The organism is Ralstonia sp. 1B3 (genome assembly GCF_036631435.1).
The window spans coordinates 15,177-28,729 of the sequence record NZ_JAPNUG010000032.1; the positions used below are offsets into that span (position 1 = coordinate 15,177).

At 66.8% G+C, this 13,553-nt stretch carries 10 protein-coding genes and 5 pseudogenes; 2 read left to right on the plus strand and 13 right to left on the minus strand.

The genetic code is table 11. The features are described 5' to 3' along the window. The first annotated feature begins 39 nt into the window (after nt 1–39). Nucleotides 40–1,928: pseudogene (locus OWR21_RS09295) on the plus strand (chorismate-binding protein). Here OWR21_RS09295 and OWR21_RS09300 read toward each other — a convergent pair. The 9 genes and pseudogenes from OWR21_RS09300 to OWR21_RS09340 all read right to left on the minus strand — a co-directional run bounded on the left by OWR21_RS09300 (nt 1,872) and on the right by OWR21_RS09340 (nt 9,476). Further along, on the minus strand, nt 1,872–2,570 hold the full coding sequence (locus tag OWR21_RS09300; protein ID WP_316899842.1) for an ABC transporter ATP-binding protein: 699 nt from the start codon (nt 2,568–2,570) through the stop codon (nt 1,872–1,874). The pseudogene OWR21_RS09295 and the gene OWR21_RS09300 sit on opposite strands and share 57 nt — an antisense overlap. Continuing rightward, nucleotides 2,567–3,274: an ABC transporter permease gene (locus OWR21_RS09305; protein WP_332395065.1), complete on the minus strand. Its 708-nt coding sequence runs from the start codon at nt 3,272–3,274 to the stop codon at nt 2,567–2,569. Before OWR21_RS09305 ends, OWR21_RS09300 begins: the two co-directional genes overlap by 4 nt. A gap of 11 nt (nt 3,275–3,285) precedes the next feature. Further along, nucleotides 3,286–4,104, minus strand: coding sequence for a 3-methyl-2-oxobutanoate hydroxymethyltransferase (gene panB / locus OWR21_RS09310; protein ID WP_147213423.1), 819 nt, complete (start codon nt 4,102–4,104; stop codon nt 3,286–3,288). A 60-nt stretch (nt 4,105–4,164) separates the two neighbouring features. Continuing rightward, nucleotides 4,165–4,809, minus strand: coding sequence for a deoxynucleoside kinase (locus OWR21_RS09315; RefSeq protein ID WP_332395097.1), 645 nt, complete (start codon nt 4,807–4,809; stop codon nt 4,165–4,167). Between the two features lie 29 nt (nt 4,810–4,838). Continuing rightward, nucleotides 4,839–5,354 carry a 2-amino-4-hydroxy-6-hydroxymethyldihydropteridine diphosphokinase gene (folK, locus tag OWR21_RS09320; RefSeq protein ID WP_206274232.1) on the minus strand — a complete coding sequence of 172 codons (516 nt, stop codon included), beginning with the start codon at nt 5,352–5,354 and terminating at the stop codon, nt 4,839–4,841. After that, a pseudogene (gene pcnB, locus OWR21_RS09325) lies at nt 5,351–6,911 on the minus strand (polynucleotide adenylyltransferase PcnB). Before pcnB ends, folK begins: the two are co-directional and overlap by 4 nt. 13 nt (nt 6,912–6,924) lie before the next feature. Beyond that, nucleotides 6,925–7,596 (minus strand): annotated as a pseudogene (locus tag OWR21_RS09330) (HAD family hydrolase); the annotation flags it as partial. Nucleotides 7,597–7,647: 51 nt separating this feature from the next. Then, a pseudogene (gene hda / locus OWR21_RS09335) lies at nt 7,648–8,348 on the minus strand (DnaA regulatory inactivator Hda). Nucleotides 8,349–8,406: 58 nt separating this feature from the next. Beyond that, nucleotides 8,407–9,476: pseudogene (locus OWR21_RS09340) on the minus strand (AI-2E family transporter). Nucleotides 9,477–9,637: 161 nt separating this feature from the next. On the opposite strand from OWR21_RS09340, the gene purM reads away from it, so the two are divergent. After that, nucleotides 9,638–10,693 carry a phosphoribosylformylglycinamidine cyclo-ligase gene (gene purM, locus OWR21_RS09345; RefSeq protein ID WP_316899835.1) on the plus strand — a complete coding sequence of 352 codons (1,056 nt, stop codon included), beginning with the start codon at nt 9,638–9,640 and terminating at the stop codon, nt 10,691–10,693. 70 nt (nt 10,694–10,763) lie between these two features. Here the strand turns inward: purM and OWR21_RS09350 are convergent, their stop codons facing one another. The 4 genes from OWR21_RS09350 to ccmI form a co-directional block, all read right to left on the minus strand. Then, a complete protein-coding gene (locus OWR21_RS09350) occupies nt 10,764–10,937 on the minus strand; it encodes a hypothetical protein (protein WP_332395066.1) in 174 nt (57 codons plus the stop codon). A gap of 303 nt (nt 10,938–11,240) precedes the next feature. Beyond that, the gene (locus tag OWR21_RS09355; RefSeq protein ID WP_316899831.1) at nt 11,241–11,504 is read right to left on the minus strand and encodes an Ada metal-binding domain-containing protein; all 264 of its coding nucleotides are present in this window, start codon (nt 11,502–11,504) and stop codon (nt 11,241–11,243) included. Between the two features lie 6 nt (nt 11,505–11,510). After that, nucleotides 11,511–12,596, minus strand: coding sequence for a bifunctional DNA-binding transcriptional regulator/O6-methylguanine-DNA methyltransferase Ada (gene ada, locus OWR21_RS09360; RefSeq protein WP_316899829.1), 1,086 nt, complete (start codon nt 12,594–12,596; stop codon nt 11,511–11,513). A 95-nt stretch (nt 12,597–12,691) separates the two neighbouring features. Beyond that, the gene (ccmI, locus tag OWR21_RS09365; protein WP_332395067.1) at nt 12,692–13,459 is read right to left on the minus strand and encodes a c-type cytochrome biogenesis protein CcmI; all 768 of its coding nucleotides are present in this window, start codon (nt 13,457–13,459) and stop codon (nt 12,692–12,694) included. Nucleotides 13,460–13,553: the final 94 nt, after the last annotated feature.

Sequence of the window (13,553 nt, forward strand, 5' to 3'; positions counted from 1 at the left end):
TCCGAAAGCGTCAGATTATTGATAACCGAGGACGTCGTCATGCAGTTGCCAGAAGCCGGCGCGCCGTTCGCGCTGCTGGACGATGCCACCTCGGGCGGGGCGCCGTGCTCGCGCTGGTACACCGGTTATGCCGGCGAGTTTTTCCGGCCGGCCGGTATCCTGGATGGGCTGGACGATGACCTCCGCGCCGCCTGGCGCGAGGGTTTGCATGCCCTGATCGTTGCGCCGTATGAGTTTGGCGAGCCGCTGGTCGGTCTGCCGGCTTCCACTGAAATCTCTTCGTCCTTGCCCGGTCACGATGGCCGTTTGCGCGTGCTGCTGTTCCGCACGATGCAGGTGCTGTCGCCGGCGGATGTCGATTCGCTGTTCGAGGCTTGGCCTGAAGCGGCGGGGGCGGCCGGTCTGTTCGACTGTGCTGCCAGCGTTGATCACGCCACCTATACCGACGCCATCGCGCGCATCCACGACTGGATTGCGGCTGGCGACACCTACGAAGTCAACTACACGTACCGCCTGCGCATGACGGCGTTTGGCGCGCCCGCGGCGCTGTATCGGCGCCTGCGCGCGCGCCAGCCAGTGCCGTACGGCGCGTTCATCGGGCTGCCGGAGGGCGGCGCGATTCTGTCGTGCTCGCCGGAGCTGTTCTTCTCGCACCAGGCCGGCCAGCTGGTTGCGCGGCCGATGAAGGGAACCGCGCCCGCATCCGGCGACGTCGAAGTCGACGAAGCCCGCGCCATCGCGCTCGCAGCTGATGAGAAGAACCGCGCCGAGAACCTGATGATCGTCGACCTCTTGCGCAACGATCTGGGCCGTCTCGCACGCGCGGGTTCGGTACGTGTGCCGACGCTGTTCGAGGTGACGCCGTTCGGCAGCGTGCTGCAGATGACGTCGACCGTGGAGGCCGAGATTCCGCCTGCCACCGGCCTTGCCGATTGCCTGCGCGCGCTGTTTCCGTGCGGCTCCATCACGGGCGCGCCCAAGCGGCGGACGATGGAAATCATCAAGGCGCTGGAGCCGGAGCCGCGTGGCCTGTACACCGGCGCGATCGGCTGGATCGACGCGCCTGCCGACGATCGCGCGATGGGCGACGCATGCTTCTCGGTGGCGATCCGCACGTTGGTGCTGAGCGCGCCCGGCACCGATGGCCTGCGCCGCGGTGAACTCGGCATCGGCTCCGGCATCGTGCATGACAGCATCGCCGATGAGGAATACGCGGAGTGCCAACTGAAAGCGCGCTTCGTGACGGCGCTCGACCCGGGGTTGTCGTTGTTCGAGACGATGCGCGCGACGCGCGGCGGGTGCCTTTGCTGGATTGGCATCTGGCGCGGCTGGGGCGTTCAGCGGCTGCGTTTGGTTTCCCGTTTGATCGGACCGCGCTGGCGGACAACGTGGCGCGTGCGTGCGCATCGTTGGATGGCGGGGGCGCTTACCGCATGCGCCTATTGCTTACGTCGGACGGTGTGGCCAACGTATCGGCCGTGCCTCTGTCGCCCCTGCATGCGAGCTGGGATGCGCCGGTCCGCCTGCTCGTCGCACCGCAACCGCGCGAGGCCACGCACAGTCTGCCGGCGCACAAGACCACGTTGCGCGAAGGTTACGACGCTGCGTGGCAGGCAGCGGAGCGCGAAGGTGCATTCGATGCCGTGTTCTTCAACGCGGACGGCACCTTGGCTGAAGGCGGGCGCAGCACGTTGCTGGTCAAGCTCGATGGTGCGTGGTGGACGCCGCCGCTGTCCGCGGGGGTTTTGCCCGGGGTGATGCGCGCCGTGCTGCTGAAAGACGCATCGCCCTGGCTCGGTGGGCCGCTGCAAGAGCGTGTCCTCACGCGCGCCGATGTTGCCCGCGCCGAGGCCATCGCTGTATGCAATGCCCTACGCGGCGTGGTGCCCGCGCATTTCGAGCCGGCCCTGACCGCCGACGTGCTCTAGCTTCCAGCGCGCCACGCCGGGCAGGTTGATGAGCTCGCGGTCGTGGCAGACCATCAACAGTGTGCGGCCCTCCGCTGCCAGCTCGCCGACCAGCGCAATGACTTGCTCGCGTGCGGCGCCATCCAGATTGGACGTCGGTTCGTCGAGCAGCAGCACATCCGTGTGCAGCGCGCGAGCACGCGCCAAGGCGAGGCGTTGCGTCTCGCCGCCGGACAGCCGTTCGGGCGACACATCCACCACGTGCTCCAGACCCGCCCAGCGCAGCGCATCGTCGACACGCGCAGCGAGCTCCGCATGCGGTACGCGGTGTGCTCCCGTGGTCAGGCCATAGGCGAGATTCGCGCGTACCGACGTGCGGAACAGATAGGGATGCTGGTGTACGTAGGTCAGCCGCTTGCGCAGCTCCGCCGGGTAGGGCGACAGCGCCTGCCGCCCCTTGCCCATGTCAACCGTCGCGCCATTGGCGGGTGCAAGCCCGGCCAGCATGCGCAGCAGCGTTGTCTTGCCGACACCGTTTGCGCCCGTGATGACAATCGCATGTCCGGCCGAGAGGGCCAGGCGCGGAATCTCGAACAGAACGCGCGCGCCGTGCTGGCAGCGCAAGCCTTCAAACACCATCGTGGGCTGCGACGACGCGCTCATGCCGGCTCCCTGCGATAGTTGCCAGCCCCTTGCAGCCACGCCAGCACAAGGTTGACGAGCAGTGCCAGCACGATCAGCACGATGCCGAGCGCGATGCCCTGTGCGAACTCGCCCTTGCTGGTTTCCAGCGCAATCGCCGTGGTCATGGTGCGCGTGACGCCTTCGATGTTGCCGCCCACCATCAGCGCCGAGCCCACTTCGGCGATGACGCGTCCGAAGCCGGCGACCACCGCCGCCATCAGACCGAAGCGCAATTCGCGAAACACCGTCAGCAGCAACCGGACGCGTCCGGCGCCCAGCACGCGTGCGGTTTCTGCCAGACGCGGATCCGCGCGCTCAAGTGTGGTCAGCGCAAACGCGACGATCACCGGCAGCCCAAGCACCGCTTGCCCGAGGATCATCCCGCCTTGCGTGAACAGCAGTCCGAAGCCGCCAAGCGGCCCCTGGCGCGACAGCAGCAGATACAGCAGAAGCCCGATCAGCACGGTCGGAAACGACAGCGACGCCTGCGCCAGCACCACCAGCGCACGGCGGCCCATAAAGCGGTGCATGGCGATGAGGTAAGCGATGAGCAGACCGGCAGGTGCCGCCAGCGCTAGCCCCGCGATCGCCACCTTCACCGACACCCAGACGATCCGCCACAACGCCGCATCGCCGCTGGCGAGCAGGGCGAAGGCGTCGACGGTGGCCGACCAGATTTCCATGCGGATGCCGCTCAGGCGAAGGTGTGTTCCGGGCCGGGGAACGTGCCGTCCTTGACGGCGGCCACGTAGGCCGCGACGGCGCCGTCGATGGTGGCTTGCCCGTCCATGAAGTTGCGTACGAACTTGGGCCGGTGGCCGGGGAATACGCCCAGCATGTCGTGCATGACGAGCACCTGGCCCGAGCATTCCAACCCCGCACCGATGCCGATGGTGGGAATGGCCAGCAGACGCGTCACCTCGCCAGCCAGCGCGGCAGGAATCGCTTCCATCACGACGAGCTGCGCGCCCGCATCCTGCACGGCCAGCGCGTCGGCTTTCAGTTGCGCAGCCGCCTCATCGCCGCGGCCCTGCACCTTAAAGCCGCCAAACGCATGCACCGATTGCGGCGTCAGGCCGATGTGCGCACACACCGGAATGCTGCGTTCAACGAGAAACTTGATCGTCGGCGCGAGCCACACGCCGCCTTCGAGCTTGACCATCTGCGCGCCGGCCTGCATCACGCGCACGGCGCTGTGGAATGCCTGTTCGGGCGTGCCATAGGTGCCGAACGGCAGGTCGGATACCAGCAGCGCTTTCTCGATGCCGCGCGATACGCATTCGGTGTGATAGACGATGTGCTCGAGCGTGACCGGCAGCGTGGTCTTCTGGCCCTGCATCACGTTGCCGAGCGAATCGCCGACGAGCAGCACGTCGGTGCCGTTGCGATCCATCAGCGCGGCGAAACTGGAGTCGTAGGCGGTCAGCATGGCGATGCGCTCGCCGGCGGCACGCATGGCCTGCAGCGAAGTCACCGTGACGGCCTTGCGGTTCGATTCCTGGAGATAGCTCATGGACTGAGACTCATTGGGGCATCGCGAGCGCCCACGCAGACCATGCGGTGCGTCGACTGACTAGCGCGTTGCCAGCTTGATGAATTCCTTGGGTCCGCGCATCGCGTCGATGCGGGCGAGCAAGGTGCGGAAATCGTCGTCGTTGCCTGCGGGGTCGAAGGCAGCGGTGTCGACGATCATCGTCGGTGCGGCATCGTAATACAGAAACAGCTCGCCGTATGCGGCGCAGATGCGTTCGAGATACTCCGCATCGATGCCTGTTTCGTAAGGAACGGCGCGACGGGTGATGCGTGGCAGCAGGTCCTCGGCGCGCGCCTGCAGGCAGATGACGAGGTCGATGCGCTGTTGCGGCAGGGCCAGCGCATTGGCCATCGCGTCGTACAACGCGAGTTCATCGGCGGGCAGCGTGAGCTGGGCGAACAGCCGGTCGCGCGGCAGGAAGCTGTCGGCGACGATGCGCTCGCCGGCGAGCGTCGCGTTGTGCCAAGCCTTCAGGCGCTCGGCACGTTGCAGCAGGAAGCGCAGCTGCACCGGCAGCGCATAGCGCGCGGGTTCTTCGTAGAAGCGGGCGATGAAGGCGTTTTCGGCGGGCGTCTCGAATAACGTCGACGCGCGCAGATGATCGGCCAGGCGCTGGGCCAGCGCGGTCTTGCCCACGCCAATGGGCCCCTCGACAACGATACGGCGCAGGTGGTCCAGGGCCATCGGCAGGTGTTTGTGCGTGGTGCGGATGATCAGGCGGCGGGCTGCTTGGCGCGCATGCACTGACACATCGTGGTCTTTTCGATGCGCTGGTCGGCCACGCCGGGTAGCAGTGCAGCCACGGCGCCAATGCCCGGAATCACAAGATCGGGCGCCAGTTCATGCAGGGGCAGCAGGGTAAAGGCGCGCTGGCCCACGCGGGGGTGCGGCACCGTCAGCTCGGGTGAGGTGAGGACGTGGTCCCCGTAGAGCAGCAAGTCAAGATCAAGCGTGCGCGGCGCGTTGTGGAACGGGCGCTCGCGGCCGAACTGGTCTTCGATGTGGTGACAGATGCGGAGCAGCTGGTCGGCGGTGAAATGCGTATCGATGCGCACCACGGCGTTGATGTAGTCGTCGCCGCTGGATTCGATGGGCGCGCTGCGATACAGGCTCGATTTGCCGGTGACGGTGATGCCGACCTGCTGTGCGAGGCAGACCACGGCGTCTTTCACTGCCTGGCGCGCGTCGCCCAGGTTGGCGCCGATGCCGATGTACGCCACTGTCTTCACGTTTCCTCCGAACTTCCCGGATTGACGTCACCGACTGTATCCGATTTTGCCGGACCACGTCGGCGGCGACGGCGCTTGCCCGGGCTGGCCGGGCCGGCATTTGCCGAGGGGCTCGGGGCGTGCTTCGCTTGTGCCATGAGGGCTTCGCGGGCTTCGCCGTCACCGTTCTGGAAGTCGGTCCACCAGTCGGCGAGTTCCTGCGGCAATTCGCCCGAGGCGCAGCGCAGGACCAGGAAGTCATATCCGGCGCGGAAGCGCGGCGATTCCAGCAAGCGATACGGCATGCGGCCCGAGCGCTTCTCAAGCGCGGCTGCATGCTCCAGATTTCCTTCATGTCGGAGGTGAAGCGGCGCTGGATGGCGAGCTGCTCGGTCTGGCGGTCGAGCACTTCGTCCATGGCGGTATGCAGCGCAGGGATCAGCGGCTCGCCGGCGGCGCGGCGTCGGTTCCAGTGCTCGACCACGTGGTGCCACAGCAGCGCGGCAAAGAGGAAGCCTGGCGAGACCGGCTTGCCAGCCTTCACGCGATCATCGGTGTTGTCGAGCGCGAGCTGCACGAAGCGCTGGCCCATCGGCTGCTCCAGCGCGACGTCCAGCAGCGGCAGCAGGCCGCGGTGCAGGCCCGCCTTGCGCAGCTCCTGCAGCGATGCCCAGGCGTGGCCCGACATCAGCAGCTTCAACATCTCGTCGAACAGGCGGGCGGCTGGCACGTTGTGGATCAGCGGGCCCAGCTCGGCGATCGGTGCGCGCGTGTCAGGGTCGATGTCGAAGCCGGTCTTGGCCGCGAAGCGGACCACGCGCAGCATGCGCACCGGGTCTTCGCGGTAGCGGGTATGCGGATCGCCGATCATGCGCAGCGTGCGGGCGCGCATGTCTTCCATGCCGTGATGGTAGTCATGCACGGTTTCGTCGGCGGGGTTGTAGTACATCGCGTTGACGGTGAAGTCGCGGCGGGTGGCGTCTTCGGCCTGGGTGCCCCAGACGTTGTCGCGCAGCACACGGCCGCTGGCGTCGACGGCGTGCGTGTGGTGGTCCAGCTCGGTGCGCTTGACGCGCTTGCCGGCGGGCACCTGCTCGGCGTCCACCGCGTCGACGAGCGCGCGGAAGGTCGAGACTTCGATGATTTCCTGATCGCGTCCGCCGTAGAACGTGACGTGCACGATCTGGAAGCGGCGTCCGATGATGCGCGAGCGGCGGAACAGCGCCTGGACCTGATCGGGCGTCGCGTTGGTCGCCACATCAAAGTCCTTCGGCTTGATGCCGAGCAGCAAGTCGCGCACGGCGCCGCCCACGATGAAGGCGGCATAGCCGGCGTCCTGCAGCGTGGACGTGACCTTGACCGCGTTGCGCGAGAGTAGCTTCGGGTCGATACCGTGCTCGTCCACGCTCCACACGCGCGCCTGGCGCGGCACGCCACCGGCGGACTTGGTGCGCGCCTTGGCGGTTTTGGCCGCCTTGGGCGCGCGGCTCTTCCTGGCGGCGGGCACCCCGGTTCAGCGGGAGCGGTGGGCTCTGCGGAGGTCTTGCCCAGCAGGCGATTGATGAGTTTCTTGATCACGCCGCGCCTGCTTAAAGAGATCCATGATGCGCCAGTTGCGCGCAGCTGCGAGGTTGCGCAGCGTGTCGTCCGGATTGGTGGCGACGGGGTCGGTCACTTCCTCCAGCAGCGGCACGTCGTTGGCCGAATCGCTGTAGAAGGTGCTGCGCTCGAAATCGCTCCAGCCGCGGCCCATGTTGGCCAGCCACTCATGCACGCGGGCGACCTTGCCTTCGCGGAAACTCGGTGTGCCCGCCACGTCGCCGGTGAAGGCGCTGTCCGGGTTGCCGTCGGCGGTGGCGGGTTCGGTGGCGATGAGGTGGTCGATGCCGAACGCTTCGGCAATCGGGCGCGTGACGAAGCTGTTGGTGGCGGTGACCACGCAGCACAGGTCGCCGGCATCCAGGTGCTTGTAGACCAGTGCCTGCGCCTGCGGTGTGATCTTCGGACGGATCACGTCGTGCATGAACTCGGCGTGCCACTGGGCGAGCGTGTCGCGCGGGTGGGCGGCGAGCGGTGCCAGGGCAAAGCGCAGAAAGGCATGGATATCCAGCGTGCCGGCTTTGTAGTCGGCATAGAACTGATCGTTCTTGCGCTGGTATTCGGCTTCATCCACCACGCCGCGGCGGATGAGGAAGCGTCCCCACTCGTGGTCGCTGTCGGTGGGGATGAGGGTGTGATCGAGGTCGAAGAGGGCCAGATTCATGGGGCGCGATTTTACCCGAACGTTACATCAGCGGCCGCGCGAGCCCGGGATTCACTTCATCAGCGCGAGCATGTCGCGCACAAGCGGAAGGGTGACGGCGCGCTTGCGGGCGAGCGAATAGGTGTCGAGGGCGTCCAGCAAAGCCATCAGGCTCGGCATGTCGCGGTAGGAGTGCGTCACAAGCCACTGCGGCACGTCGGCCGAGAGCTGCATGCCGCGTTCGCGGGCGGCTTGGCGCAGCGCTTCCACCTTGTCGGCGTCGGACAGGGGCGCAGCCAGTAGACCAGGCCCCAGCCGAGGCGGGTGCGCAGGTCTTCACGCAGCGGCATCGCCATCGGCGCGGCGGCCCCGGAGATAGCAATGGCGGCATGCGGATGCGCGCGCACTTCATTGACGAGGTTGAACACCGCGATCTGCGCCCATTCGTCCAGGCGCTCGGCATCGTCGATCGTCCAGACCGTGATGGTCGGGTCGAATTCGAAGGCTTCGGGCGGGGCGTCGGGTTCCAGCGTGCGGACTTCGTAGCCGCCGGCTTCGGTCTGGGCGCAAATGGCCTGCAGCAGGTGGCTGCGGCCGCTGCCTTCCTCGCCCCAGAGGTAAACCAGGCGGTCGGTTGCGGTGCCGTCCACCACTTGCGGAATCAGGGCGCGCAGGCGAAGCACCGCCTCTTCGTTGCCGGTGGCGACGAAGTTGTCGAAGGTCGGGGCGGGTGTCGCACCGAGTTCGAGCGGGAGCTGTTCGGGTGTGGCCATGAAACGTGGAGTGGAGTCGCCGTACTTTTCAGTTGCCTTCAGTCGCCTTCAGTGGCTTTCAATCCTGGTAGAGCCGGCTGCCCAGATAAAGCTTCCGGATCTGCCGCAAACCGACCAGCAGCACAGCACTCATCGGTAGGGCGAGGAGGATACCGAAAAAACCGAACAATTGGCCAAAAGCCAGCAAGGCGAGGATGACCGCCAGCGGATGCAGACCGATGCGTTCGCCCACCAGGCGGGGCGTCAGGTAGAAGCTTTCCAGGAACTGGCCGATGCCGTACACCACGGCCACCGCCAGCAGGCCGTAGAGGTTGCCGAACTGCAACAGTGCGGCCAGGATGGCCAGCGTGAGGCCCACGCCAAAGCCGATATACGGGATGAACACGGCCAGCCCCGTAAAAATGCCCACCGGCAGCGCCACGTCAAAGCCGGCCAGTGCCAACCCCGCCGAGTAATACACCGCCAGCACCAGCATCACGATGATCTGCCCGCGCAGGTATTGGGAGAGCAGGCCGTCGGTTTCGGCGGCCAGTTCGCGCGTTTTGGCAGCCAACGGCGTGGGACGGCGGTTTCGATCCGGCGCATGAGCATGTTCCAGTCCATCAGCAGGTAGAACATCACAATGGGCACGAGAAAGAAGATGCCCAGCACCTGGATGGCCGCGGAGCCCGACACACGCAGATAGGTCAACACCCGAGCCACCACGTCGTCCGGGCTGGCGGCGAGCTGTTCCGTGAGCAGGGCGCGCAGGCCCGGAAAATCGAAGCTGACATGCAGACCCAATTCGTCCAGCTTGGGCGACAGAAATGCGTTGAGCTTGGCGAGCATCCCAGGCAATTGATCTCGGATCGCCGGAATCTCCCGCTGCAGCACCGCCAAAATCAGCAGCATCAGCGCCACGCCCACCACCGAGAGCACCAGGATCATCAAAAACACGCCCAGCACGCGCGGTACGCGATGGCGCTGCAGCCATTCCACGCCCGGGTGCAGGATGTACGACAGGATGAACGCGAAGACGAAGGGCGTGAGCGTCGGCGCCAGCGCCTTGAGCAGGGCCAGGAAGACAAGCGCCACGGCGATCCAGGCGAGCGTGCGCTTGGTTTCCTGCGTCAGCACGGGGGCGTTCATGGGGGCGACGGTTCCGATGGCGGGGTGGAGGAGTCGGAAAAGCGGCCATCGTGACGGCCGCATCCGGTAAAATCGCGATTTTACTGGACCGGCGGGTCCGATTTTGTGACTTCCCGCCGCCGTCTCGCTTTCTTTCCAGGTTTTTCAATTCAGACGACTGTATGAGCGCTTCCGAAACCCCATCCGCATCGACCGGCCTGTCTTACCGCGACGCGGGCGTCGACATCGAGGCGGGTGACGCCCTTGTCGACCGCATCAAGCCGTTTGCCAAGCGCACCATGCGCGAAGGCGTGCTGGGCGGCATCGGCGGCTTCGGCGCGCTGTTCGAGCTGTCCAAGAAGTATCAGGAACCGGTGCTGGTGTCGGGCACTGACGGCGTGGGCACCAAGCTGAAGCTGGCGTTTGCGCTGAACCGCCACGACACGGTGGGCCAGGATCTGGTCGCCATGAGCGTGAACGACATCCTCGTGCAGGGCGCCGAGCCGCTGTTCTTCCTGGATTATTTCGCCTGCGGCAAGCTTGACGTCGACACCGCTGCCACGGTGGTCAAGGGCATCGCCCAGGGTTGCGAGCTGGCTGGCTGCGCGCTGATCGGCGGCGAAACCGCTGAAATGCCCAGCATGTACCCGGACGGCGAATACGACCTGGCCGGCTTTGCTGTCGGCGCGGTCGAAAAGCGCAAGATCATCGACGGCACCACCATTGCCGAGGGCGACGTGGTGCTGGGCCTGGCTTCGTCGGGCGCGCATTCGAACGGCTACTCGCTGGTGCGCAAGATCATCGAGGTGTCGCGCCCGGACCTGAATGCCGATTTCCACGGCCAGCGCCTGCAGGACGCCATCATGGCGCCGACGCGCATCTACGTGAAGCCGCTGCTGGCGCTGATGGAGAAACTGACCGTCAAGGGCATGGCGCACATCACCGGCGGCGGTTTGACCGAAAACGTGCCGCGCGTGCTGCAAGACAACTTGACCGCCGTGCTGCACAAGGACGCCTGGACGCTGCCGCCGCTGTTCCAGTGGCTGCAAAAGGCCGGCAACGTGGCCGATGGCGAAATGCACCGCGTCTTCAACTGCGGCATCGGCATGGTGGTGATCGTGTCGGCAGCCGATGCACCGGCCGCCATCGCCCACCTGAAGGACGCAGGCGAGACGGTCTACCAGATCGGCGAAATCCGCGCCCGCCAGGCAGGCGAAGCGCAGACGATCGTGGTCTGACGCGAAGTTCGCCCCCGCAAAAACCGCCGATACGTTCGGCGGTTTTTTGCGCGTTCTGTCTTGCGGGCGCTTATTTGAGCGGGACGTATTCGCCGCTGGCGGGGTCGTCCTTCTGCAGCGCGCCGGTGTTCTTGTCGATGAGCAGCGTGACGACGCGCGGTGCGGTGTTCGGGTCGCCGCCGCAGGCCGGGGTGTGGTTTTCCAGCACTTCAACGCTGTTGTGCGTGTCGTCGGCGCGGTCCACCACGAACGACAGGCATTCCTGCGACAGGGTGGTCAGCTTGTATTTTTCGATGGCGGCGCGGGCCAGATCGACGGCCTTGGCCTGTTCGGCTTCGCTGACGGCGGGCGCGCTGGCGGTCGGCGCATTGGCCGAGTTGGACGCGCCAGGGGCGGAGGCCGCAGGTGCGGAAGCCGTAGCGGGGCGGCAGGTTTGTGCGCGTCGTCGGAGCGGCCGCAGCCCGCCAGCGCGAGAGCGGTGAGCAAGGCAAGCAGCAGGGTTGGGTCATGATGTGCGGAGCGTGTCGGCGATGTTCAGCCCCCGACTTTACCCGGAACTGACCGATCGTTTCCATGCCGCATACGCCTGCGGCATGCACACTGCGCAGGGCCGGTAGCCGGCGGCACGCGCGTCGGCTTCGTTCAGGAAGAACACGCGGTAGCGAACATAACCGCCGCGCGCGATGGCCCGGCGTGCGGCGGCGCAATCGAGGCGGCCATAGATGCGAGCACGCCGATGCCCGCCCAGCGTGCCGGGCACGGCGCTCTCATAAGGCTGGCCGCCCGCGCCGATGAGCGTCCACGTTCTCACGCGGTTTCATGCGGCGGATTGCGACTCGCGCTCCAGCAGCGCCAGCTTGCGCTCCACACCCCAGCGATAACCGGAGGTGTTGCCGTCCCGGCGGATCACCCGATGGCAGGGAATCGCCACTGCGATGTGATTGGCCGCGCAGGCCTGCGCAACGGCGCGGACGGCCTGGGGCGCGCCGATGCGCGCGGCAATCTCGGTGTAGCTGGTGGTGCTGCCGGGCGGCACTTCGCGCAGCGCCTGCCATACGCGCTCCTGGAACGCGGTGCCGCGCACGTCCAGCGGTAGGTCCAGTCCGATGGACGGCGCCTCGACAAAACCCACGACCTTCGCCACCAGATCTTCGAAGCCCGCATCGCCGCCGATGAGTTCGGCCTTCGGGAAGGTGTCCTGCAGATCGCGCGCGAGAGCGTCGGGGTCGTCGCCCATCAGGATCGCGCAGATGCCGCGATCGCTCTGCGCCACCAGGATCGAACCGAGCGAGCATTCGCCCACCGCAAAGCGGATCGTCGTCTGCACGCCGCCGGCGCGGTAGCGGCTGGCCGTCATGCCCAGCACGTTGTCCGACGCCTCGTAGAAGCGGCTGCTGGCGTTGAATCCGGCGTCGTAGATGGCTTCAGTGACGGTGCTGCCGCGTTCCAGTTGCGCGCGCAGCTTGCGGGCGCGATGCGCATCTGCGTAGGCCTTGGGCGTGAGGCCGGTGACGCTTTTGAACAGCCGATGGAAGTGATAGGGGCTCAGGCCGGCGTCCTGCGCAAGCGCTTCAAGCGTGGGCGGTGTGTCGGCTGCCTCGATGCGGCGGCAGGCTTGCGCGACCAGCGCGGCTTGCTGCGCCCGGACGGTGGTCTGATCCGGGCTGGCGCGGCGGCTCGGGCGGTAACCGGCGGCTTCTGCGTCGGCAGGGGTGTCGAAAAACTCGACGTTTTCCGGGCGCGGCAGGCGCGACGGGCTGCTCGGCTGGCAATACACGCCGGTGGTCTTTACCGCATAGACGAATTGCCCGTCGGCAGAGGCATCGCGCGCCAGCACGCGAGCCCAGCGCGGGTCATGTTCAACGGAGGTGGTGTCCGGTACGGTACGGGCGGAGGTTTGCATGGCGTCATCCAGTGGACTGCGATGACTGTACTGTAGGTGCGGCCCCCTGGCGGGACACTCCGGGTCTTGCGGTCAAATTCGAAGCACCGATTGCTTCACTTTCTGCGCGGTGCCTTTTGCTGACCGGCGCGCGCGGCGGCCAAGTTGGCCGCGATTTGCTTGGCGCCGGAAGATTCGGGCGGCAGCAACTGGTAGAGGTGCTCCCACTGGGCGATGGCCTCGGCCACGTCACCACGTTCTACGGCGGCGGAAGCGGCCAGCGCCAGCGCTTTGGGCTCGTCCGGATCGCTCTTCAGTGCGAGGCGTACCTGCTCCATGGGCGCTCCGGCGAGGGCGCCGCCCTGCGCTGTGGCGAGTGCGTCGGCGTAATCGGCGCGCAGGCTCGCGACGTCGGGCGCAAGGGCGACTGCCTTGGCGTAAGCGGCGACGGCATCGGCCGGGCGCTCCATCGTGCTGTAGGACCGGGCGAGCAGGGCCCAGCCGGGCGCGTCGTCAGGCGTGTCGCGCAGGCGTTGCGCGAGGCTGTTGACCATCGATTCGATCTGCGCATCTCCACCGGTGTGGTCGCTGCGCGCGGCGGTCAGCATGTCGCCCGGCATCCACAGCGCGGCGGGCTTGCCCAGGTGCTGATAGAGCAGCACTGCGGACGTGGGCAACGCAGCCAACAGCAGTGCCGCGAGCACGACGGGGCGGCGGTCCGGGCGCGCCGGCGGCGTGGTGGCGCTGTCGGCGGTATCGGCGGTATCGTCCAGCAGCCGTTGGCCCAGCTCCGCGCGTGCATGCGCGTGGCCGGCGGCATCGATAGTGCCGGCGCGCAGATCGGCATCCAGCTCGCGCAGTTGATCGTGGTACCAGCGAACCATCTGGCTGCGCGCCGTGGGGCCTTGGATGCGCGTATCGAACTGATGGGTGCGCGCGCCGCAACAGCGGCGTCAGCAACACTGCCATGGTGACGGC

What these genes read in the sequence shown, in the direction of transcription:
- purM (WP_316899835.1), top strand. Translation starts at nt 9,638, where the DNA reads ATGAGCGCTTCCGAAACCCCATCCGCATCGACCGGCCTGTCTTACCGC.
- OWR21_RS09305 (WP_332395065.1), bottom strand. Translation starts at nt 3,274, where the DNA reads ATGGAAATCTGGTCGGCCACCGTCGACGCCTTCGCCCTGCTCGCCAGC.
- OWR21_RS09315 (WP_332395097.1), bottom strand. Translation starts at nt 4,809, where the DNA reads ATGGCCCTGGACCACCTGCGCCGTATCGTTGTCGAGGGGCCCATTGGC.
- panB (WP_147213423.1), bottom strand. Translation starts at nt 4,104, where the DNA reads ATGAGCTATCTCCAGGAATCGAACCGCAAGGCCGTCACGGTGACTTCG.
- ccmI (WP_332395067.1), bottom strand. Translation starts at nt 13,459, where the DNA reads ATGGTTCGCTGGTACCACGATCAACTGCGCGAGCTGGATGCCGATCTG.
- OWR21_RS09300 (WP_316899842.1), bottom strand. Translation starts at nt 2,570, where the DNA reads ATGAGCGCGTCGTCGCAGCCCACGATGGTGTTTGAAGGCTTGCGCTGC.
- ada (WP_316899829.1), bottom strand. Translation starts at nt 12,596, where the DNA reads ATGCAAACCTCCGCCCGTACCGTACCGGACACCACCTCCGTTGAACAT.